Origin of the sequence: Epilithonimonas arachidiradicis (assembly GCF_003610695.1) — a bacterium.
GTDB lineage: Bacteria > Bacteroidota > Bacteroidia > Flavobacteriales > Weeksellaceae > Epilithonimonas > Epilithonimonas arachidiradicis.
This window is the reverse complement of record NZ_RAQH01000005.1, coordinates 1-24,014: the sequence shown is the minus strand read 5'-3', so window position 1 is coordinate 24,014 and position 24,014 is coordinate 1. Positions and strand designations below refer to the sequence as shown.

The 24,014-nt window shown below is 37.0% G+C and carries 18 protein-coding genes; 10 read left to right on the top strand and 8 right to left on the bottom strand.

From position 1 onward, the window contains the following. Nucleotides 1-28: 28 nt before the first annotated feature. The 7 genes from BXY58_RS09500 to BXY58_RS09470 all read right to left on the bottom strand — a co-directional run bounded on the left by BXY58_RS09500 (nucleotide 29) and on the right by BXY58_RS09470 (nucleotide 12,309). Nucleotides 29-1,417: a pectate lyase family protein gene (locus tag BXY58_RS09500; RefSeq protein WP_120213632.1), complete on the bottom strand. Its 1,389-nt coding sequence runs from the start codon at nucleotides 1,415-1,417 to the stop codon at nucleotides 29-31. Nucleotides 1,418-1,545: 128 nt separating this feature from the next. Beyond that, complete coding sequence (locus BXY58_RS09495) at nucleotides 1,546-3,681, bottom strand: hypothetical protein (RefSeq protein WP_120213631.1); 2,136 nt, start codon at nucleotides 3,679-3,681, stop codon at nucleotides 1,546-1,548. A 239-nt stretch (nucleotides 3,682-3,920) separates the two neighbouring features. Beyond that, entirely contained in the window at nucleotides 3,921-7,529 is a 3,609-nt protein-coding gene (locus tag BXY58_RS09490; RefSeq protein WP_120213630.1) for a DUF4450 domain-containing protein, read from the bottom strand. Between the two features lie 237 nt (nucleotides 7,530-7,766). After that, a complete protein-coding gene (locus BXY58_RS09485; RefSeq protein WP_120213629.1) occupies nucleotides 7,767-9,170 on the bottom strand; it encodes a glycoside hydrolase family 28 protein in 1,404 nt (467 codons plus the stop codon). Nucleotides 9,171-9,262: 92 nt separating this feature from the next. Further along, entirely contained in the window at nucleotides 9,263-10,168 is a 906-nt protein-coding gene (locus tag BXY58_RS09480) for an alpha/beta hydrolase (protein WP_120213628.1), read from the bottom strand. A gap of 25 nt (nucleotides 10,169-10,193) precedes the next feature. Next, the gene (locus BXY58_RS09475; protein WP_120213799.1) at nucleotides 10,194-10,928 is read right to left on the bottom strand and encodes a rhamnogalacturonan acetylesterase; all 735 of its coding nucleotides are present in this window, start codon (nucleotides 10,926-10,928) and stop codon (nucleotides 10,194-10,196) included. A gap of 127 nt (nucleotides 10,929-11,055) precedes the next feature. Then, nucleotides 11,056-12,309, bottom strand: coding sequence for a glycoside hydrolase family 88/105 protein (locus BXY58_RS09470; RefSeq protein ID WP_120213627.1), 1,254 nt, complete (start codon nucleotides 12,307-12,309; stop codon nucleotides 11,056-11,058). A gap of 184 nt (nucleotides 12,310-12,493) precedes the next feature. Here BXY58_RS09470 and BXY58_RS09465 point away from each other — a divergent pair, with 184 nt between their 5' ends. From BXY58_RS09465 to BXY58_RS09425, 10 genes are all read left to right on the top strand, one after another. Next, entirely contained in the window at nucleotides 12,494-13,843 is a 1,350-nt protein-coding gene (locus tag BXY58_RS09465; protein WP_120213626.1) for a sigma-54-dependent transcriptional regulator, read from the top strand. A gap of 158 nt (nucleotides 13,844-14,001) precedes the next feature. After that, complete coding sequence (locus tag BXY58_RS09460; RefSeq protein WP_120213625.1) at nucleotides 14,002-14,361, top strand: DUF7674 family protein; 360 nt, start codon at nucleotides 14,002-14,004, stop codon at nucleotides 14,359-14,361. 11 nt (nucleotides 14,362-14,372) lie between these two features. Then, nucleotides 14,373-14,507: a hypothetical protein gene (locus tag BXY58_RS17140; RefSeq protein ID WP_262891350.1), complete on the top strand. Its 135-nt coding sequence runs from the start codon at nucleotides 14,373-14,375 to the stop codon at nucleotides 14,505-14,507. Between the two features lie 86 nt (nucleotides 14,508-14,593). Next, the gene (locus BXY58_RS09455; protein ID WP_120213798.1) at nucleotides 14,594-14,671 is read left to right on the top strand and encodes a potassium-transporting ATPase subunit F; all 78 of its coding nucleotides are present in this window, start codon (nucleotides 14,594-14,596) and stop codon (nucleotides 14,669-14,671) included. A 94-nt stretch (nucleotides 14,672-14,765) separates the two neighbouring features. Continuing rightward, nucleotides 14,766-16,463 (top strand): potassium-transporting ATPase subunit KdpA, encoded by a 1,698-nt coding sequence (gene kdpA / locus BXY58_RS09450; RefSeq protein WP_120213624.1) that lies wholly within the window; start codon nucleotides 14,766-14,768, stop codon nucleotides 16,461-16,463. A gap of 12 nt (nucleotides 16,464-16,475) precedes the next feature. Continuing rightward, nucleotides 16,476-18,536 (top strand): potassium-transporting ATPase subunit KdpB, encoded by a 2,061-nt coding sequence (kdpB, locus tag BXY58_RS09445; RefSeq protein WP_120213623.1) that lies wholly within the window; start codon nucleotides 16,476-16,478, stop codon nucleotides 18,534-18,536. A gap of 150 nt (nucleotides 18,537-18,686) precedes the next feature. Beyond that, a complete protein-coding gene (locus BXY58_RS09440) occupies nucleotides 18,687-19,247 on the top strand; it encodes a K(+)-transporting ATPase subunit C (RefSeq protein WP_120213622.1) in 561 nt (186 codons plus the stop codon). Nucleotides 19,248-19,264: 17 nt separating this feature from the next. Next, complete coding sequence (locus BXY58_RS09435; RefSeq protein ID WP_120213621.1) at nucleotides 19,265-20,344, top strand: porin; 1,080 nt, start codon at nucleotides 19,265-19,267, stop codon at nucleotides 20,342-20,344. A 74-nt stretch (nucleotides 20,345-20,418) separates the two neighbouring features. Further along, complete coding sequence (locus BXY58_RS09430) at nucleotides 20,419-21,540, top strand: sensor protein KdpD (RefSeq protein WP_120213620.1); 1,122 nt, start codon at nucleotides 20,419-20,421, stop codon at nucleotides 21,538-21,540. Then, complete coding sequence (locus BXY58_RS09425; protein ID WP_120213619.1) at nucleotides 21,540-23,288, top strand: ATP-binding protein; 1,749 nt, start codon at nucleotides 21,540-21,542, stop codon at nucleotides 23,286-23,288. Before BXY58_RS09430 ends, BXY58_RS09425 begins: the two co-directional genes overlap by 1 nt. A 196-nt stretch (nucleotides 23,289-23,484) precedes the next feature. On the opposite strand, the gene BXY58_RS09420 is transcribed toward BXY58_RS09425, so the two are convergent. Then, on the bottom strand, nucleotides 23,485-24,014 hold a 530-nt coding region (locus tag BXY58_RS09420; RefSeq protein WP_147366829.1), incomplete at its 5' end, for an integrase core domain-containing protein.

The following is a 24,014-nucleotide window of genomic DNA, read 5'->3' as shown; positions in this document are numbered from 1 at the left end:
TGGTTAAATTTCTATTTTAATTAAATGATTAACGTACCAAGTCATTGACATAAACTTCGATATTGAGATAATTGCTTTGTGTTTTATTGAATTTCAATGCATCCGATGAGTCATTAGGATTAAGTCCCATTTTGAGTTCAGCAACATCCGGAATGCCATCAGAATCCGAATCTTTAAGCGCAACAGTTTTCGGGAAATTTCCAACGCCATTATTAGCCAAAGGCAAATCATTTTCTGTAAAGACATAAATTCCCTTTTTTCCCAGAGATTTGACTTCCGAGATGATGAGCTCATCTACATCATCCCGCTTTGGAAAGCTGGCGCCGGCATTTTTGACGACATAGTCAAAAGCTTGTTTAGCAGATAAATCGGTTTTGGAATCAGGATAATGAAATGGCGAATCCATAAAAACTACAGGCGCTTCACCAGGAAAACCGATGGAATTATGTGGAACTAACTGACCATCCAAAATGCCGTTTTTATTGTTGTCAAAATAATTCCCGGATTCATAAAGATGAAAAGTATTCGTTCCTCTGCTGAACGGTGTTTTATGGTCTTCCAAAGTCAGTGGTCCTCCTATAAAATAATTGTTGATGATATTGACTTCAGAATTCTGCACAGAACCTCCCATAATGTAGCCATCACCCGAAACAGTATGACCTTTTGTATTACCTAGATTTCCGAAATTGTAAATTATATTATTGACAAACTCATTTTTACCTTTCACTTTCGGATTTCGGGTTTTGTTGCTGGCATAGAGAGATTTTATAATACTAATGCTGCCATTCGTCTGAATCAATCCACCTGCAGAATGGTTATACAAATGCAATCCCTGCGCAATAATCGAGTTTTGAAGCGTAATACTGTCAGGTTCTGTGCCGCGCTTGTCCCAATTGATGGAAAAAACCTCGTCCATTGACCAGGAAATTGAAAGGTGGTCCAGCATAATGTTTTTCCCGTTCGATATTCCGGAAGCATCTGTATTATTGGATGGTTTATTCTTATTGCCGAGACGTATTTTCAAATATCTGGCAATGGTATCATCGGCTCCGCTGAAAGACACTTTTTCACCATAGAGAAAAATACCTTTTCCCGGAGCAGTCTGTCCTGCAATTGTAATGTTTTTAGAAACCGTAACCGGACTTTTCAACTCGACAATTCCACCAACAGAGAAAACTACAAATCGCCCTGGCTGGCTCACAGCGTCGCGAAAAGAACCTTTACCACTATCATTCAGATTGCTAACAATATAAACTTCTGGTTTTGCTGACGCTTTCGCACCTTTTGCAAATTTTCCAAAACCTTCCGCTCCGGGGAAAGCAATCGTTTTTGGACGGATTGTCCTGGCATTCTCAAGATTTTGGGATTGACAACAAATAGATAAATACGAAATGACGATGATTGCTATTTTTTTCATAACTGTTAATGAATGAACAAGTTATTATCTTAGTCCTATTAAATCGTCCTGCACTGTGCTGTAAAGAAAAAGTCTGCCATTGCTGACAGACTTCAAATTAAAAATATGAACGTAAATTAAAGTGATGTTTAAGGCATCTTTTTAAAACCTTCTGCTTTTATTTTCCAAGTCCCATCTTTTGGGAATCCTGGGAATTGTCCTGTCGAACTGTCCCAACCTTCAAGCATCATCGCAACGGTTGTCAAAACACCACCATTTCCGGGAAGATAAATTCTCAGTCTTCCATCCTGAAAATTATGTCCGTTTTTCAAATAAGTATTGGTCTGAACATCCATAAATAAAGCATCCAACGCTTTGTTCGGAAGTCCCAATCTTGCAGCATTCATCGCTGTCATCGGAAAATCCCAACCCCAAGTGTGACCCCAGTTCCATCTTTCCCAAACGATGTCGAGCGTATTTTTCATAATCTTTTTATCCAATTTCGGAGATTCAGGAACCATTCCCAAAGCTCCTAAAACTGCGGGGTGATCCGTCATCCATTTTGGAAATGTGAAAGAATCTTTCGCCGATTCTGTCGATAAATATACTCCATCCTGAACAGGAAGCGGAGCTAATTTATTAATCACATCATCCCATTTTTTATCTCTCGATTCACCCAATCTTTCTTTCCATTGCTGAGCCACTTTCAAAGCCCAATCCCAATACGCCACTTCGTAAGTCGGATTATAAGTATCTTTCGCAGGGAAAACTTCCTGTGCTGGAATGACACCTTTTCCTAAATTATAACGGTTTTTCTCTTTATCGTAAGTTGCAAAATCAGCCATAAATTCTGCTGTTTCGTACACCAAATCTTTATATTTTTCTAAAACTTTTTTGTCTTTGTTGTGACGGTACAAAAGCTCAGTCATATAAATCAAATGCGGTTGTTCCCAAATCAAAAATGCGGCTACGGAAGAAGGACTTTCGTTTCCTTCATTATCCGACATTTTAATCCAACGAACACCTTTATAACCTTGTCTTTCCGCTAATTTTTTTGCTTTTTCAAACGACCTGAAATAATAATCCAATTGCTTTTCCAAAATCTCCGGTCTTCCCCACAATGCGAAGTGAACACCGTGCCACCAATGCATTTCGGTGTGTGGTTTTCCATACCAACTGTTGAATGTCAAACCTGTTTCCTGCGGCGGATTGCTTCCTCCACACTGAACTTTTGTTAAATATTCAGACAAAACAATTCTGCGCTCCAATTCGTTGGCTCTTTTATCAGTGCTTCCTTCAAAATCAACGGCAGCACCGCTTTCCCAGAAGTTTTTCCAGCCTGAAATACTTTCTTTTTCAGCATCAGCAAATAAGCTTTTTGAAGTTTTCTGATTTTTTTCTGAAAATTCAACCGTCAATTCTAAATTTTTACTTTTTGAAGAAGGTTCGAATACAAAATAATGTTTTCCAGCCTCGCTCAATTTTCCATCGGTGAAATATAATTGAGTAAAATAATCAGCACTTTGCAATTTATGCTCAATCAATCCCTGAGTTGAGTTTGAAGAAATAATTTTTGTTGAATGTTTATCAGCATTCCCGTAAAAAGCCGCTTCATCCAAAAACTGTCCGCTCGGATAAGGATATTTTGCAAAAACTTTTAATCTTTTTTGAGAAATTAAATCAGACTCGATTTTAACCCCGATTTTATCTGAATTTTGGAAAGAAGCCGTCCAGACTTTTACCGGAGTACCTTCTAATGAAAACTCACTTGTAATAATTCCAGTCCATAAATCAATTTTTTGATTGATGTTTTGCAAATCTGAAACCTGCGCTTTTTGTCCGTTCTTTTTAATCAGTTCAATCCCGACATTTCCTAATTGCAAACGATGTTGGTTAACTCTGAAATATTCAACGGCTTTTTTGTTGCGTTCCGGTTCTTTGATTTGAACACTGTACAACGCTTTTCTTCCGTCGTTATTGAAATCATAAGGTTTTAAAGTCTCCTCAAATTTGAAATTTTCAGTATTCGGAAAACTGTTCCAGCCCCATTCCGACTGCGTTCCCAAAGAAACTCCGTTTTTGTAATATTCTGGGAACGACTGCATTCCGGTGATGTCAACGGTGTAGGCAAATTTTCCGTTTCCAACCGTTAAAGTTGATAAAGTATCTGCTTTTACATTGACGATATTATGTCGCTGAACGACTTTTTTACGGTCGATTTTCTGAGCATTCAGGGATGAAAACCCGATACAGAAAAGACTCAGATATATTGCAATTTTCTTCATTTTTAAATTTATTTTGTTTTTAACCGCAAAAGAGACAAAAGATTTCTCTTATTATCTAGCTATTCAAAAGGTGGCAAAAACGAGAATGGAAAATCATACATTTTGCAAACTTTTGAATTTCTTATTTTCAAACATTTCTTTTGAACCTTTTACGGTTAAATTATTTAATCATTTATTTTTTATTAGCCACCAATCCACAAAATTTTCATTCAACTATTCGTGCATTCGTGGCATTTAATTTATTTCAAAACAGTCGCACTCATCATTCCAATCACCACATCATTGCTCACTGCCGTTAATTTTATCGATTTTAATTCTTTATTTTGGTCAATCGGCAAATCCAGAATCGTTGCAGCACCACCATCAATTTGACGGTCTGTAAATCCTTTAATGCTCGAATATTTACTCAAAGTTCCGCCTTTGTACAATTCACCGGTTTTTAATTTTACACGATAAGGAATTTTATCATCCGGAATTTCAAAAGCAAAATTGTCATCAAACAAATCCTGCTCAATCGGCCACCAATTCACTGGATTTTTCAATTCCAATTCTGAAGTTGAACCATCAACATATTGAACGGTAATTGTTCCGTTCACAATCTGCGACTGCATCGGATTGGTAGAACCAGCCATCAGGAAATAGATTTTCTTTCCTTTTCCTGTCAAAGGAATTTCAATTGAATCAGGATAGTTGTCCCACTGACTTGCAAAAGCTATATTTTTATCTGCTTTATCAATTAAAAATGGAATTCCAAAGAAATCAACTTTGTTGTTTTTTCTCTTATTCATCAATCCGCTGTCATCGATTTGAGCAGTAATCAACGGATAACACCAGTTTCCGATTCCCTGCCACGGAAGTTGTAAAGTAGGGACTTTCAGTCTTGGCGAAAGGTATTTTTGATTAAAAATTTCGGTTACTTTTTCATTGTATTTTGAAGCCAAAGAAATGTTGCTGAACTGACCTTGGTTTTCAATTTCCCAATCTGTGATTTCAATATTTTGTTTAATTCCGTTGTATTCAAGCGCAATAGAATTCGTTCCTTTACTTAAATAATTTACAGGAATTTCGATTGTGCTATTTTGATTTTTCTGAATGTTAAAAGTTTTATTTAATCCATTAATATTCAATTTTCCATTAATTGGATTGAATGATTTTGACTGAATTTGTAGTTTTTTATTCACCCATTTTGTCTCCAAAGGAAAACGGATATCTACATTTACAGGTTGCCACCAACTTGTTCTGTTTTGCTCAACTTGGACGAAGAAAGTTCCTTTTCTTTCTTCCTGAACTAAATTAAATTTTTTAACCACCCCGTCTTCTCCCTTCGGTCGAATCCACCCTTCCAGAGGAGGGGAATTTTTGATTAGTCCCTGCGGATCGTAGACTTGCTTTATTTTCTTTTTTGAATCAAAATTTAACTGTAGATTTTCAGAAATATAACTGATATAATCTGTCTGTTCTTCTCTTAATTCTTCTCCTCCCGAATAATTGATTTCAATCTTAAAATCCTTCCCTTTCGGCGTTTCAAACTGGATAATCGGCTGTAAAATAGAATTAGGTTTAATCTTCCAATCTACTTTTTTACCATTTACTTGTACCGATTTGATGTTGGAATAATTTACCGGAATCTGCATTTCCAAAACCACCGATTTAGAATAATTTGATTTGAAAAAATATTCTATTTTCTTTGAATTTCGGCTAAATTTAAACTCCCAATCCGGAATTTTCAGCTCGGCAGAATTCCAGTCCTTCGGAAATCCGGGTTTGATGCTGATTTTATTTTCCAGCAAATTCGGATAAACTCCAAACAGTCCTTCCGTTAAAGTTCTTGAAGCCACACCAATCGGATCTGCAAAATCTCTGTACAATTCTCCACGAAACGCATCGTAGTGAGAAAGCTGTTCAAAATTACCCGGACTGATGCCGTAATACATCGATTCAACCAAATTTCCCTTCCAAAGTTGGTAGGCATCTTCATTTCTTCCGGCTTGCCAATATGCCAAAGCGGTCTGTAAATTTTCCGCCAAAGCCACATTGTTAATCGACCAGTCGTAAGGTTGCCAATTGGTGGTCGCTAACGTAAAATAGCCTTTATGAGCCGCACCTTTCACCGTAATCGGAATTTTCGGGGTGTGATTGTTGATGTATTGTAAGTTCTGATAATCCTCAAATTCATTCAGAATAAACGCATCCGAAACGTGATAAATCGACCATATTCCCGGTTTGTCGTGAACGATTTGATTACCCAAAGCATCTTTATATTCAGCAAAATAGCCTTTGTTCTTAATCCAAAGTTGGCTTTTCATTGCCTTTAAAATCGCATTGGCTTCCTGTTCATAAGGTTGAGGGTTTTCGCCAATGACTTTCGCCAATTTCGCCATTTCACGGTTGGCTCTGTAATTATACGCCGAAGTGTGCGTCACTTTTCCACCCGAATACTGAAGCGCATCACTTGCCCAAATTGCAGCGTATGCATCGTATAAATCGCCACGTTTAAAATTTCGTTTTTCCCAATCCATATGACGAACCATTGTTGGCCACATTTTCTTCAGAAATTCTTTGTCTCCTGTGTAATTAAAATGCGAAAAAAGCTGATCAAAAAAGACCAGGTTCATATCGTAATGATGTGGTTTTGTATTGTCGTTCGGATTTCTCGAAATGTATCCGCTCGAAAAAACCGAAGTCCCGATTTTTTCGGCACTTCTCGCCAAATGCAATAGAGTGTCCATTTCCACAGGCGCAGAATCCGGTTTCAAAACCTGCGAATTGGCGTAACTTTCAAAGTGTTCTTTTGCTCTGTTGTGCCAACTTAAGGCATCGGCTGTATAAGCTCCGCGCCACGCGTTCAATCTCATCCTCCACGCAACGGCACCGTGTAAAAAGGTTGGGCTTTCCCAAATTCCATCTGCAGCAACGGCCAGATTGGCTCCGAAATTATTTAAATCTGCATCCGGAGTTTTTAACTGAATTCTATTCGTTAATGTTAAACGGGATTTTTCAGCTTCATTAAATATGTTTTTTAAGTCTTCGTCCGAAAAGTTTTTAGCTGATTTTCCTTTCGCAATTTGAATATAAACCGGATTTTTTTGTGAAGAATAGGAAGCGTAAACAATCGGAGATTTGTCTGTTTTATTTTGAGTAAACTCAGTCAGTTTTTCTAAAGTTTGAGCATCGGTTTGCTGTAATAAATTTACATTTGAAAAACTTCCACTGACAATTTGAGTTTCTTTTTTCTTATTTAAATAATTAAGCTGGAATTGATTTTTATTAATCTTATACTGGTTATTCAGGCAATATTCAGGCAACAAGTAAAATCCGGATTCCGGGTCTGCGCCGATGTCTCCGTTTCTGCTGAAAGTCGTTCCGCTCGCACCGCCATACACCGCATAGATTTTCGTTGACGAATCTATATTGACCGTTTCCATTTTTAAAACCAAACCTTCTTCTTTCGCTTGAGCCAAAACGGTTAATTTCAAAATTCCGGTTCCAAGAATCGGGTCTTTGATTTCATACAACATTATTCCCGGACGATAACGGGTTTCAATTTTATCAGCCTGAATTAATTTTTTAATGGAATTTCCTTTCTGAATGACAAACTGAAGATTTCCGCCCATTCCCGGAAGATACAATGCAAATTCCGGCAAATCTCCCGCCTCAACTCTTGATGCACGGTTGTCTCCGTACAAAGCTCGATTGAAACGGTATTTTCCGTTGACCAATAAGAAATCGCCTTTGTCTTCTTTATAGTGCAGTTCACGCTCTTTGTTCTGCCAATGTTTTGATTGGGCAAAAGAATGGGAGAGTGCTGATAAAATGATGAGTCCGGCGAAAATGGGTTTCCTGCGCATTTTAATTGTTAAAATATTTTGTAATCATTTCTGTCACATTGATTTTTTGAACACTAAGCTTACAAAGAGTTTTGATAATCATCTAATAATTTTAGTCTCACAAAGCCGCTTCGCTTATAAAAGATTCTTTGTGAAAAACTTATAATGCTTTTATAAGCGAAGCGGCTTTGTGGACTTTTAAACAATATAATTTTTAAAAACATTGTGTTCTTTGTGTTCACTTATACAAAATCTGAATTACGGTTTTAACTCAGTTAATGGTAGTCCGTTAACGGTTACATTTTTCAGCGTCACGTTTTTCATATAATCCACTTTGTAAGGAATCTGAACGCCCACCATTTTAGCATTAATCATTGTGAAATCGGTTACTGGGGAGGATTCGTAAGCATCAGAAAATACGGCATATTTTCCACCTTTGTCAACGGTTAGATTTTCAACCCATATATTTCTCATCGTCGGAATGTGATTTCCCGGCTTTTCATAATGCATATTGAAACGAATGGCTGCTTCTTTGTAAGCACCTACTTTTGTATTGTAGAAAAATACATTTTCGATAATTCCGCCACGGCTTGAGCTGGTTTTAATTCTTAAAGCACGATCAAGATTTTTACTGTCCATCACATTTCCGATGGCATAAATGTTTTTTGCTCCACCTGCGATTTCGCTTCCGATAACGACTCCGCCGTGACCATCTTTCATTTCGCAGTTTTCGATGATGTGGTTTTCGGCAGGTCTTCCGATGTCTCTTCCGTCTTCGTCTCGTCCTGATTTAATGGCGATACAGTCATCACCTGTGTCGAAATAGGAATCTTTAATCCAGACATTTTTACAGGCTTCAGGGTCGAAACCGTCGTTGTTTGGTCCGTGACTGATGACTTTTACTCTTTCAATTAAAACATTTTCACACAAAACAGGATTCAAATTCCACATTGGAGAATTTTTAACCAAAACATCCGCCATATAAAAGTTTTTCGACTTGTAAGGCTGAACAAAATTCGGTCTTAAATACCATCCATCCCCGAAAACTCTTTCTCTTGCAGGTTTTCTCTGCGCCATATATTCGTGAAGTTTTGCTCGTGCAGGATTTTGTCTTCCCGGACGAGATTCATTATAACCATATTTTGTAGCGCCACACCAAAACCACCAATTGTCATTATCAGAATTTCCATCTAAAGTTCCTTTTCCGGTTACGGCAATGTTTTCTTCTTCGTAAGCGTAAATCAAAGATGAATAATTCATACATTCCATTCCTTCCCAACGTGTGAAAACGATAGGGTAGTCGTTGCTGTCCTGACTGAATAAAATCGTAGAACCATCGCTCAAATGAAGATTCACATTCGATTTAAGATAAATTGCTCCCGTTAAGAAAACGCCGTTTGGAACGACAACTCTTCCGCCGCCTTCTGCATTACATTTTTCAATCGCTTTTTTGAAAGCTTCCGTATTTTTTGTTTTTCCATCTCCAACCGCACCGAAATCGGTAATCAGGTAATCAACTTTCCTGAATTCGGGTTTTTTGATTTGCTTTTTTAAAGCTTTGATTTCTTTTAAAGGCTGTTTTGCGGAAGTCCAGGGTTTGTATTGTGCCGAAAGGGCCACGGACAAAACCAATGCGAACAAGAATGGAATATATTTTTTCATAAGGATTTAGATTCAAAATATCAGATTATTTATATGTACTGCAATCTAAAATAAATATAAGAATTGATTATCCTGCACTGTCGGTTGTGAAATTATTTGTTTGAAAATAAGGTTTTCAGCCAGTCATAGCATAATTTTTTCCAATTGTCCGTCAGTTCAGATTTATTGGTTATTCCGATTTTATGTTCACCTTCAGGAAAAACGAATAATGCTCCTTTTACCTTATTTTTGGTCATTGCCTGATAGTATAAAAGGCTGTTCATCACTGGAACGGTTTTATCATTTTGGGCGTGGAAAAGAATTGTAGGTGGCGTTTTGTCAGTCACTCGATTTTGCATAGAGTATTCGCTGATTTTTTCCTTAGAAGCATTCTCTCCCAGCAAACTATTGCGACTTCCAACGTGTGCAAATTCGCCCAAGTCGATGACAGGAGAAACTAAAATTGCAAAATTCGGAATAGTGGAAATTGACGTCCAATCGTCTTTTAATTCTGTATAATCTGCTGAGATGTTACTCACTGATGCTGCTAAATGTCCACCAGCTGAAGTTCCAATTACTCCAATTTGTTCTGGTGAAATCCCGTATTGTACAGCATTTTTTCTAAGGTATTTTATAGCTGCCTGTATATCCTGTAACGGCGCGATTTCTCTTTGTTTCACATCAGGAGAAATCGGTAAGCGGTAATTCAATACAAAAGCTGAAACTCCCATTATGTTAAACCATTTTGCAATCTGAAAACCTCCCAAATCATAAGTCAATTTGTAATAACCGCCGCCGGGAATGACAATCACTGCCATTAGTTTTCGTTCTTCTTTTGGAGGTAAAAATGCAAAAAGTTCGGGTTCTTTTATTTGTACAATTCGTCCGTCTTTTTCTTCGGTTTTTAATTGTAATCCTTTAGAGTTCGGCATCTGATCTTTTGGCCAGAGCGTAATTTTTTCCTGAGCTGAAATTAAATTTACAATTAATATCAATAAAAGAAATCCGAATTTTTTCATTGTCAATCGGTTAATGATAATGAAGTTATTTGATGTGTTTTTCTAATCCAGTATTTAAGGTTTTCAGAGCGTTGACAGCAAGCTTTGCAACAGTTTCTGCACCTAACCTGGACAAGTGCGTGTCATCAGCTTTATCTTTGGTGTAGTAAGGGTTTTCGCCTGCTTTGAAATGCAGGTGAAGCTGTTTTGATTTTTCCGGCCCGGCCGAAATTTCCATTTGCTCGGTCAATAATTGCATATCGACAAAAGGCACTTTCATCGCATCAGCAACCAATCTTACAACCAAAGGATATTCTTTGTGCGTATCGACTAAAACACCATTTTCGTTGAAATTTCTTCTTGTGATTGAGGTCATCAGAATCGGCGTTGCACCTTTGGCTCTGGTTTCATTCACATATCTTTCCAGATTAGCTCTGTATTGTGTGTAAGGATTTGTAAATTTTGTTGAATCTTTTAGCTTTTGGTCGTTATGCCCAAATTGAATAATCACGAAATCTCCTTTTTTAAGCTGCTTTTCCACTTTGTCCCAGCGACCTTCCGTTCTGAAACTTTTTGAGCTTCTGCCGTTCATCGCGTGATTTTGGATTTCGATTCCTGATGTGAAAAACTGAGGAAGCACTTGTCCCCAGCCGTGTTCGGGATTTTTTTCAAGATTGTCTTTGTTGGACATTGTCGAATCGCCAATTAAAAATAATGTCGGTTTCTGAGCCCCAATCATTAATGACAGAAACAGAAATATGATAGAAAGTTTTTTGTTCATTTGATTGATTTTAATGTTGAATCGCACGCAGCCCGACTTGAGCGGAAATCCTTTTTACGCAACGAAGTGGAGTGAAAAGATTGGGAGCGGAAGGCGGATTAAGCTGCCCTAAATTAAATAATTATAGTTATTTCTCGAATTCTAGACTTGCCAAAATAAATGGACCAGTTCCTTTACCGTCATTGGAACGGATTTTTTCATTGACATAGTATTCGTAAGAACCATCTCTGTACGGCTTTCCACCTAAGCCTGCAACAGCACAGCATTTATTAAGATTGACGACACCATTTTCGTCGACTGTGATTAAGTTTTTGATAATCCCATCATAACCTTTTTTAGCAGCAGCTTTGTAAGATTGTGGCAAATAGCCTTCGTTCACAGACTTTATAATGGTATAAACAAACATTGCAGAAGCGCTGGCTTCTTCATAATTACCTTTTTCCAAAGGCTTATCCAAAACCTGATACCAAAGTCCGGAGTTCTTGTCCTGAACTTTGATTACAGCATCTGCGTAAGATTTGATATAAGATATGATTCTTGCTCTTCCAGGATGATCTTTAGGCAAAAAATCCAGAACGTCAACCATCGCCATCCCATACCAACCCATCGCTCTGCCCCAAAAATTAGGAGACAATCCTGTTTCTTTATTGGCCCAAGCTTGTTCTTTGCTCTCGTCCCAAGCGTGATAAAGCAATCCTGTTTTTTTGTCTAAAAGATTTTTCTGAACGGAATCAAACTGAAAAACAATGTCATCATATGCTTTAAGAGCATCTGAGCCTTTTGTGAAATCTTTTGTATAATGCGTGTAGAAAGGCATTCCCATATAAAGACCGTCCAACCAGACCTGATAAGGATAAATTTTTTTGTGCCAGAAAGAACCTTCTTTAGTTCTTGGCTGTCCATCGATTTGTAAGCGTAAGGTTTGAAGCGCTTTCAGATATTTTTCTTTTTTCTCTTTTTCGTAAAGATAAAGCAATACGTTTCCGCTATTCAGCATATCGATGTTGTACTTTTCTAACTCATAGGTGAGAATTGTTCCGTCATCTTTAATCAATTTTTCTCCAAATTCGCTGATGTAATCATAGTATTCTTTCTTCCCGGTTTTTGCATAGAGTTTTTCTGCGCCGTCTAATACAATTGCAGAAGGATAAGTCCATTTTGGACTTTTGCTGAAATCTAACATCCAAGCTTCCGGGAAACGATGCATCTCGGAAAGCATCATTCTCTCTGACCATTTTAGATTGGTGGGAACAACTTTTACTGATTGTGATTTTGGAGTTTCTGTTTTTGTCGAAATTTTTGATTGAGCAGAAATAAAGAATAATCCCGAACTTAAAGTTATGAAAGAAAGGATTTTGATTTTATGATTTATGATATTCATTATTTTAAATTTTGACATTGATCTATCGCAATTTAAAATAAATGGGAGTTGTGATTGTCCTGTGGTGTCTGGAATAGAAATACCAATTTTATAATTGCTTCCAATTATATTTTTCTATATAAATTCAAATATTATGTAATTATTTCTAAAGACAATATTTACATTTGCATCATAATCTCAGCCATTGAACAAAATCCTAATCATAGACGACGAAGAAAAAATCAGGACTTTACTTTCCAGAATTATCAGTTTGGAATGTTTTGAAGTTTTTCAGGCCTCTGATTTGAAAAATGCAAAAAAGCGATTAGAAGTTTCTGATATTGATGTTGTTATAAGCGATGTCAAACTTCCCGATGGAAGCGGTGTTGAGTTTTCTAAAATTATTAAAGAGAAATATCCTTCAGTAGAAACTATTCTTTTGACGGCTTACGGCAATATTCCGGATGGTGTTCAGGCAATTAAAAACGGCGCTTTCGATTATATTACAAAAGGTGATGACAACAACAAAATTATTCCTCTTGTTTACAAAGCATTAGAAAAAGTTGTTCTCAATAGGAGAGTTTTACAGTTGGAAAAACAACTAGACAACAAGCAATCTTTTGACAATGTCATCGGAAAATCAAGACTGATTCAGTTCGCTATCGATTCAGCTAAAAAAGTGGCTGGAACTGACGCAACAGTTTTGCTAAATGGGGAAACCGGAACTGGAAAAGAAGTTTTTGCGCAGGCTATTCATAATGCAAGTAATCGCAATAAGCAAAATTTTGTAGCCATCAACTGCTCGGCTTTCAGCAAAGAATTATTGGAAAACGAATTGTTTGGTCACAAAGCGGGAGCGTTCACTGGCGCAATGAAAGATTCAAAAGGAATTTTTGAAGAAGCCAACAACGGAACTGTTTTTCTTGATGAGATAGGAGAGATGCCATTGGATTTACAGGCAAAATTACTTCGTGTTTTAGAATCTGGCGAGTTTCTGAAAGTTGGAGACAGCAAACCTACCAAAGTTGATGTAAGAATAATTGCTGCAACGAACCGAGATTTGCAAAATGAAATTGAGAAAGGAAATTTCCGTGAAGACTTGTTTTATCGAATTAATATATTCAGTATTGTTCTGCCATCCTTGCGTGAGAGAACTTCAGATATTGAGGAACTTGCTAATTATTTTCTGAGAAAATTCACACAAAAAATCGGAAAGAAAATTACATCAATTTCCAAAGAATATTTGGATGTGTTGAAAAAGCATACTTGGAAAGGAAACATTCGTGAACTTAGGAATGTTATAGAGAGAAGCGTAATTCTGGAAGATAGTCAGGAATTAACAATTCAAAGCTTACCTTTCGATTTGCAGCAATTGTCGACATCTGATACTTCTAGCAACAAATCCTTGTCAGCATTTTCTATGGCAAGTGCGGAGAAAATTCATATTCAGAAAACTCTTAATTATACTAAAGGAAATAAAGCTGAAGCTGCACGTTTGCTGGAAATAGGAATTGCAACTTTATATCGCAAAATAGAGGAATACAAAATATCTTAAATTAATTATCATATTGAGAAAAAGCCTATCATTTTGATAGGCTTTTTTGTTGTCCAAATTTCAAAAATAAATTTTAATTAATTGATTTGCAATTGATAGGATGATTAAGTTCTTAAAGGGAATATATCTTGGCATAACTGGTTCAAAATAATAATAAAATGAATCACACAGAAGCCATTCAGGAAATCATCAAAGTTGCACCTGAGTCCGAAGAAGAGTTCAAAGAAATCTACAAGACCAAAAATTCTTTTATGGTCATCAATGTTTTCACAAAACAAATCCAGAAACTGATACAAAGAAAAGACAAAATCGTATTGATAAATTGTCTCAACAAAATGAATGAGATCTACAGAAAAGGAGACGAAACATTGAAGAATGCGGTAGAGTCTATTTTTATTTATTCTTTGGATAGACTCACTTTTTCTTGCGACAGAGTTTACAAAAATCTCATTTTCGAGAAAATTCCTGTTGGGCTACAGAAAGCTTATTTCCGTCAGGTTTACAAATCCGGATTATAAATTTCCAAACAATGAAAAACCGAAATCAAGGGAATTGGGAACAGTGGAAAGCTTCCAACTCAAAACATAATCTTCAGATTCTAATCGTCAATCTAGCCGTGATTCTCAGCGTTTTTGTATTTGCGGCAATTATTCAATTTTCATAAAAATTTAAAATGACAACACTATTAATCATTACAGGACTATTTCTGTTCATAATCTTTTTTCTAACCGTCAAATACTTCGAAAAAATATGACTGCATTATTTATCATTGCTATTGCCGTCTTCGCATATATGTGTTACGTGCTTGTAAAACCGGAAAAATTTTAAAAAGGTGAAAAGTTTATGGTAAAAAGTCAGAAGGTCTGTGCCGCTTTCTTTTACCTCTCACTTCTTACTTCTCACTCACTTCAAATTAAAAAAAATGAACTCAGAAATTTTAGGAATTATATTAATGTTCTTTCTCGCTGTTTCTCTTGCGATACCATTGGGAAGATACATTGGCAAAATATTCAGTAATGAAAAAACTTGGCTGGATAAAATTTTAAATCCCATAGACAACATTTTCTACAAACTTTCAGGTATCGATCCGGAAAAGAAAATGACTTGGAAACAACATTTGCTCGCTCTATTAACTATTAATCTAGTTTGGTTTCTAGTGGCAATGTTTGTTCTAACCAATATGAACTGGCTTCCATTGAATCCCGACAACAATCCGTCAATGAGCGGTGATTTAGCATTTAATACAGCGGTAAGCTTTGTGACCAATACCAATCTTCAGCATTATTCAGGCGAAACAGGAATGTCATATTTAGGACAATTGACATTGATGCTTTGGCAATTCATTTCTGCAGGTTGCGGAATGGCTGTGGCGGCAGTTGTTTTTATAGCGATGAAGGAAAGAACTACGGAGAGATTAGGAAATTTTTACTTCTTTTTTATAAGAAGTTGTACAAGAATTTTGTTACCAATTGCAATCATAGTTGCCTCTCTGTTGGCATTCAACGGAACGCCTATGACTTTTGAAGGCAAAGATTCGATTGTTAATTTACAAGGTGATAAAGTCGAAGTCAGCCGCGGTCCAGTTGCTGCATTTGTGGCCATCAAACATTTGGGAACAAATGGAGGTGGATTTTTTGGTCCCAACTCAGCTCATCCACTAGAAAATCCAAATTACTTTACCAATATTGTTGAGATTGTTACCCAAATGCTGATTCCGTTAGCAATGATTTTTGCGATGGGATATGTAATCAAAAGGAGAAAATTGGCGTGGACAGTCTTTGGTGTAATGACGATTGGTTTTCTGATTCTTACGATTCCTACAGTTGTCTCAGAAGTCAATGGAAATCCAAATATTTCTCAAATGGGAATTTCTCAAACGATGGGCAATATGGAAGGAAAAGAAATTCGTTTTGGTTCTGCAGCTTCGGCTTATTGGAGCATCGCAACTACCGTCATTTCTACAGGAAGTATCAATTCTATGCACGACAGTTTTATGCCGATTAGTGGAATGAATCAACTGCTCGGAATGATGGTCAACTGTTTCTACGGTGGTGTTGGTGTTGGGTTTCTCAATTTCTATATATTTATTATTCTCGCTGTCTTCATCAGTGGATTGATGGTTGGCCGAACACCAGAATTCCTCGGAAAAAAAATTGAAGCTAAAGAAATGAAAATCGCAATGATGATTGCACTTCTTCATCCATTTTTGATTCTTGCAGGAACAGCGATTGCAAGTTACACTTATGCCGATAATCCTGAAGCTTATGCAAGCTGGCTCAACAATCCTGGGTTCCACGGTTTCAGCGAAATGCTTTATGAATTCACGTCATCAAGTGCCAATAACGGTAGCGGTTTCGAAGGTTTGGGAGACAATACACCCTTCTGGAATATTGCCTGTGGAATCGTGATGTTGATGGCAAGATATCTTCCAATTATTGGTCCGGTTGCGATTGCAGGAAGTTTAGCTGCTAAAAAATACATTCCCGAAAGTGCAGGAACTTTGAAAACCGATACTTCCACATTCGGATTAATGGTTTTTGCGGTCATTGCATTGGTTGCAGCTTTATCTTTCTTTCCGGCTTTGGCACTAGGTCCAATCGCAGAATATTTTTCACTTTAATTTTTATTGATAATGAAAGGAAATAATAACAATTTGTTTCAGGCAGAACTCGTCAACGAAGCTTTGAAACAATCTTTTATAAAACTAAATCCAGCTAAAATGTTCCGTAACCCGGTAATGTTTATGGTTTGGGTAGGAACGCTGGTAATGGCTGGCGTTTGTATCTGGATTGCCGCAGGAGAACAAAATCAGGGAAGTTTGATTTACAATATTGTCGTGACTGCAGTTCTTTTTATCACTTTGCTTTTTGCCAATTTTGCAGAAGCTATCGCTGAAGCTAGAGGAAAAGCTCAAGCCGATTCACTTAGAAAAACAAGGGAAGAAACGCCCGCAAAAATGGTGAAAAGAGAGATGTTGAATGTAAAAAGTGTTTTCGATTTGAATTCTTCTGACTTCTTACTTACAACTTCTAACTCGCTAAAAAAAGGTGATGTGTTTCTATGTGAACCTGGAGATATTATTCCTTCAGACGGAGAAATTATCGAAGGTCTCGCAACTATCGATGAAAGTGCCATCACAGGAGAAAGTGCACCCGTCATCCGAGAATCTGGTGGTGACAAAAGCAGTGTGACAGGCGGAACAAAAGTTCTGTCTGACAGAATAAAAGTAAAAGTAACCACAGAACCTGGCGAAAGTTTTCTGGATAAAATGATTGCTTTGGTAGAAGGTGCTTCCAGACAAAAAACACCAAACGAAATTGCTTTGACGATTTTGTTGGCAGGTTTTACTTTAGTTTTCATCATCGTAACTGTGACATTGAAACCATTCGGAGATTATGCACACACACCCATTACAATTGCGGCTTTTATCTCATTATTTGTTTGTTTAATTCCAACTACCATCGGTGGATTATTATCAGCCATCGGAATTGCAGGAATGGATAGAGCTTTGCGAGCCAACGTGATTACGAAAAGTGGAAAAGCGGTAGAAACGGCTGGCGACGTAGATGTTCTTTTGTTAGACAAAACAGGAACCATCACCATCGGAAACAGAAAAGCAACTCACTTTCATTTGGTTAACGGAACTAATGAACAAGATTTCACGAAAGCTGTTGTATTAAGTTCAATGGCGGATGAAACACCGGAAGGAAAATCCATAATAGAGCTAGCTGGTGTTAATCCTTTAAGTTATGAAATCAACAATTCGGAATTCATCAAGTTTACGGCGGAAACAAGAAGTTCAGGTATCAATTATGACAATATCCGAATCCGAAAAGGTGCTTCTGATGCGATTAGAAATTTGGTTGAAAAAGCAGGAAATCCATTTCCGAAAGAAACAGAAGAAGCCGTAAAAAATATTTCAAGCAATGGTGGGACACCTTTAGTCGTTTCGGAAAACGAAAAAGTTTTAGGTGTTGTAGAGCTGCAGGATATTATCAAACCGGGCATTCAGGAACGTTTTGAACGCTTGAGAAAAATGGGAATTAAAACGGTGATGGTAACTGGGGATAATCCTTTGACTGCTAAATACATCGCTGAAAAAGCTGGTGTGGATGATTTCATTGCGGAAGCTAAACCGGAAGATAAGATGAACTACATCAAGAAAGAACAGTCAGAAGGCCGTTTGGTCGCAATGATGGGCGACGGAACCAATGATGCTCCCGCACTCGCTCAAGCCGATGTCGGTGTAGCAATGAACAGTGGAACTCAGGCGGCGAAAGAAGCCGGAAATATGGTGGATTTGGACAACGACCCAACCAAACTGATTGAAATCGTGGAAATCGGAAAACAGCTTTTGATGACCCGCGGAACCTTGACGACGTTCAGTATTGCCAACGATGTCGCAAAATATTTTGCCATTGTTCCGGCGTTGTTCATCGCGTCGATTCCGGCGCTCCAAGGTCTTAATATTATGAATCTGCATTCTCCGGAAACCGCCATTTTATCAGCAGTTATCTTCAATGCGATTATCATTCCGATGCTGATTCCACTGGCTCTGAAAGGCGTTGCTTACAAACCAATTGGTGCCAGTGCATTGCTCAGAAGAAACCTTTTGATTTACGGTTTGGGAGGCGTTTTGATTCCTTTCATCGGGATAAAAATCATAGACCTTTTGGTGTCGTTATTCTTTTAGATGAGAGAAGTGAAAGGTAAAAGGTGAAAATTGGTGAGGTTGCTAGTTTTAGGGCAAAGCACTACAACATTATAAAAGTTAATTACTCATTCATCATCTAAATTCTCACATCTCACATCTGACTTCTAACTAAAATAAAAATCAATCATAATGAAACAAAATATATTACCAGCCATCAGACTCACAGCAGTTTGCCTCGTATTCTTTGCTGGATTCTATACCTTAATCGGTTTTGGAATCGCCCAGTTTTCTCCCGACAATGGAAAAGGCGAAATCGTGACTTTCAATAATAAAAAATATTACGCCAATATTGGTCAAGCCTTTACGGAAGACCAATATTTCTGGTCGCGTCCTTCCGCTGTAGATTATAATGCAGCCGGAGCAGGAGGAAGCAACAAAGGTCCGAACAATCCTGATTATCTTAAAACGGTTCAGGAAAGAATCGACAACTTTTTGAAACATAATCCGGATATCAAAAAATCAGAAATCCCTTCTGATTTGGTCACAGCAAGCGGAAGTGGATTGGACCCGAATATTTCTGTTCAAGCAGCTAATGTTCAAGCTAAACGAATTGCAAAAATCAGAAATCTTAATGAAAATCAAATTGAGAAATTAATCACTTCCAATACAGAAAAACCTTTTCTGGGAATATTCGGTACAGAAAAAATCAATGTTCTGAAACTCAATATTGCTTTAGACGGTTTGAAATAATTACGAAAAATTAAAGAATGAAAACAACTATAAAACTGGCATTTTCGATGCTTGGATTATCCACAATGCTTTTTGCACAGGAAGAAAACAAACCACTGAAAATATCTGGCTACGCAGAATTATATTATCAGTTCGATGCTAATAATCCTAAAAATAATTCACGTCCTTCATTTATTTACAGCCACAACAGAAACAATGAAGTCAATCTGAACTTAGGCTTCATCAAGGCCAATTATGAAACCGATAAATTCCGAGCCAATCTCTCATTAGCAACCGGAACTTATATGAATGCTAATTATTCTGCGGAATCTGGTGTGCTGAAAAATATCTATGAAGCCAATGTTGGCGTGAAAATTTCAAAATCAAAAAATCTTTGGATTGATGCAGGAATTTTACCTTCTCATATCGGTTTTGAAAGTGCGGTAAGCAAAGATTGCTGGGCGTTGACCAGGAGCCTGCAGGCGGAAAATTCGCCTTACTTTGAAAGTGGAGCCAAGATTTCTTACACCAGCAATTCAGGAAAATGGTTTTTAAGCGGTTTGGTGCTGAATGGTTGGCAAAGAATCCAGAGAATTGAAGGCAATTCTACTGTGGCGTTCGGTCATCAATTAACTTATAAACCGACCGAAAAAATCACCTTGAACAGCAGTTCATTCATCGGGAATGATAAACCGGATAGCCTCAGACAAATGCGATATTTTCATAATTTTTATGGCATTTTTCAATTGACGGATAAGTTGGCGTTGACAACAGGATTTGATGTTGGTGCGGAACAAAAAGCGAAAGAAAGTGAGCAATATAATGTTTGGTATTCGCCCGTGATTATTGCGAAATTCAGTCCGACAGGAAAGCTGAGTTTTGCTGTGAGAGGCGAGTATTACCAAGATAAAAAAGGTGTCATCATCGCAACTGGAACGGATAATGGTTTTCAAACGTTTGGATATTCTCTGAACGCCGATTACTGGATTCTTCCTAATTTGGTTTGGCGAACAGAAATCAAAAATTTGAAGAGCAAAGACCAAATTTTCCTGACCAGAAATGATGCTTTTAAGAACAATAATTTTTCGGCAGTGACATCGTTGGCCGTTAGTTTTTAACAATTTCCATATTATCATCCCTTACCGAAAATCTTGGTAAGGGATTTATTAACTTTGATAAAGATAATCTCCCTATGGATGAGAAAAAATCTGCGCAGGACTTCCTCGATTTAATCAAAAAATCAAGACGGGGAAAATTCAAAATTTACATCGGAATGAGCGCCGGTGTAGGAAAAACCTACCGAATGCTTCAGGAAGCGCATACACTTTTGTCAAACGGCATCGATGTAAAAATTGGATATATCGAGACTCATAATAGAAAAGAAACGCACGCTTTGCTGGACGGACTTCCGGTGATTCCCAGAAGAACATTGTTTTATAAAGGAAAAGAGTTGAATGAGTTGGATGTACAAGCGGTCATCAATCTACGTCCGGAAGTCGTGATTGTGGATGAGTTGGCGCACACCAACATCGAAGGTAGCAAAAACGAGAAACGCTGGCAGGATGTGATGGAGATTCTGGAATCTGGCATCAATGTCATCAGCGCAGTCAATATTCAGCATATCGAAAGTCTTAATGAAGACGTGAAAAATATTACTGATATTGAAGTCAAAGAAAGAATTCCTGACAGTGTTTTGGCTCAAGCTGATGAGGTCGTGAATATTGATTTGACAGCAGAAGAATTGATTGACCGATTGAAAGCAGGGAAAATCTATGACCAATCTAAGATCAATTCTGCACTTAGTAATTTTTTCAAAAGTGAAAATATCCTTCAACTGCGTGAATTGGCTTTGAAAGAAGTAGCTTCCCAAGTTCAGCGGAAGGTAGAAACCGAAGTTTCATCCATCAAAAATATCAGGAAAGAAAAGTTTTTGGCTTGCATTAGTTCCAACGAGAAAACGGCGAAAAATGTCATTAGAAAAACGGCGAGATTAGCCAATTATTATAACAGCCAATGGTGTTTGCTTTATGTTCAGATTCCTAGAGAACGTGCAGATAAAATAGCACTGGACAAGCAAAGACATTTGATTAATAATTTTAAATTAGCAACAGAATTAGGCGCTGAAATTATAAAGGTTGAAGGTACAAATATCGCTCACACCATAATGGAACAATGCGAAGAACGGAAAATCACGACAGTCTGCATCGGAAAACCGCATCTTAATCTTTGGAAAATAATTGTGGCGACGGATACTTTCAATTCTTTACTTAACAGATTGTCAAAAGAAAATATAGATTTAGTCATTCTTTCATAATGAAAATTAAAACAAAACTTAACATCGGTGTTGGTCTTCTTTTTATAATGATATTCATCCTGTCTGTTCTGAGCGGATGGTATATCAATCAATTGAAAAAAGATACGAATAACATTCTGAAAGCCAATTACAATACTCTGGAGTATTCCCGCAATATGCTTCTTGCTTTGGAAGAGATCAATACGGATCCACTCGCTTTCAATGTGTTTGAAAAACATTTGAAAAATCAACAAAAAAATGTGACTGAACCGGGAGAGAAAGAAGCTACAGATAATGTTGCGATTCATTTTCAGGCTTTAAAAAAAGATTCAAAAAATACGATTCTTCAATCATCGATAAGAAAAGATATTGCTGAATTGATGCAACTCAATATGAGTGCGATTGAACATAAAAGCAGTATTGCAGATTCTACGGCTAAAAGTGCGATTATGGTAATTTCAGTCGCTGGAATGTTATGTTTTATCATTGCCTTCATTTTGTTGGTAAATCTGCCTTCCAACATTGCAAATCCAATCAAGACACTTACTGAAAGTATCAGGCAAATAGCAAATCAGAATTATAAAGAACGGGTTCATTTTGAAAGCAGAAGTGAGTTCGGAGAATTGGCAAAATCCTTCAACACAATGGCTGAAAAGCTTCAGGAATACTCTGAGAGTAAACTGGATAAAATCATCAGAGGCAAAAAACGCATCGAGACTTTGATTGATAACATGCACGATCCTGTGATTGGTATTGATGAAAATAAAAAAGTACTTTTCGTAAATGACGAAGCGTTGAAAATTACAGGCCTTAGAAAAGAAAATTTTGTCGGGAAATTGATTCAGGATGTGGCGGTGAACAATGATTTAGTGCGGGATTTGATTAAAGAAATGATTCAATCTACAAACAATATTTCAGATAAAGAATCGATGAAAATTTATGCAGACGGAAAGGAAAGTTATTTTGAAAAAGAAATCATTGACATTAATGTTATTCCAACTGGTGAAAAAAACAGTCAATTTATTGGTCAAGTAATTATGCTTCGAAATATTACACCTTTCAAAGAATTGGATTTGGCTAAAACCAACTTTTTAGGAACGGTTTCGCACGAATTCAAAACACCAATTTCTTCCATCCAAATGGGACTTCAACTATTAGAAAATGAAAGAATCGGAAACCTGAATGATGAACAGAAAAACCTAGTGAACGGAATCAAAGAAGACTCTAACAGACTCTTAAAAATTACAGGTGAATTATTGAATATCGCTCAGGTAGAAAGTGGTTCTATACAAATCAATTCAAAATTTACTAATGTCCAAGATATCATTGATTATGCTGTAAATGCCAATAAATCAGCAGCTGAGCAAAAGCAAATTAATATCAAAATTAGAGTAGAAGATGGGTTGACAAATATTTTTGCCGATGAAGAAAAAACGTCTTGGATTCTCAATAATCTTTTGTCAAATGCCATCCGATATTCTTACGAAAACTCAGAAGTTGGGATAGATGTTCGGAATGAAAATGATAAAGTCAAATTTTCAGTTAGGGATTTTGGTCGTGGAATAGAAGAACAATATCTGGATAAAATTTTCGATCGATATTTCAGAATTCCGGGTACAAAAAAAGAAGGGACTGGATTGGGATTGAGTATCAGCAAGCAGTTTGTTGAAGCTCAAGGAGGACAAATTTCGGTTGAAAGTGATCTGGGTGTGGGGAGTTTGTTTTCGTTTTATTTACCCATAACCAAAGAAATATCGAAACATTTGTAAGAAATTTATATAGAATTTAGAGTTGCGTAATCCTGAGAGGTAAATTTAAATGTGCTATAACAATAGATTCGCTACAAATTAACAGAGGGTTTTCTTAGCCATAAAAGATACCGGAAATAAAAAGAGGAGACCTTTTTGGGTCTCCTTTTCCGTATATCTAAAAGCCTATTGCTGGTAGGTTGCTCCCCAGCAGAGCCTACTTCCTCTTGGGCTTTGAGACTAAATTAGTATTTTTTTGTCTTATGTAATTTAAATACGTATAATTTCTGGGCAATATTTCTTCATTTGAGTCCCAAAATTTAGCAGTAACATCAGGCTGAATAGGGATAAGATGTTCTAAAGACTGTAATTTTTCCCAAGGCGTTTTTCCATTCAAAGAAGAGTGTGGTCTTTTCTTATTGTAAAACTCCTGCCATTCAATAGCTAAAGTATTTAAATTAAGATCTGGATCAGATAAATCCACTAGTGACCAAAATTCGGATTTGTCAGTCTGTTGGGTTCTTTCTACTTTACCATTTAAATGAGGGGATCTGGGCTTTATAGGTCTGTATTTGATAAAATGTTCATGCAGCTCATATTGGAAGGAGTAATTAAAAAATTCCGTACCCCAATCGGTTTGAATATGCTGTATAGGAAAATAGAATGTATCCAAAATTTCACCTAAAAAATGTATCGTACTTTCTGCTTTTTTATTAGGGTAAACTCTAATAACTTTCATTCTTGTGC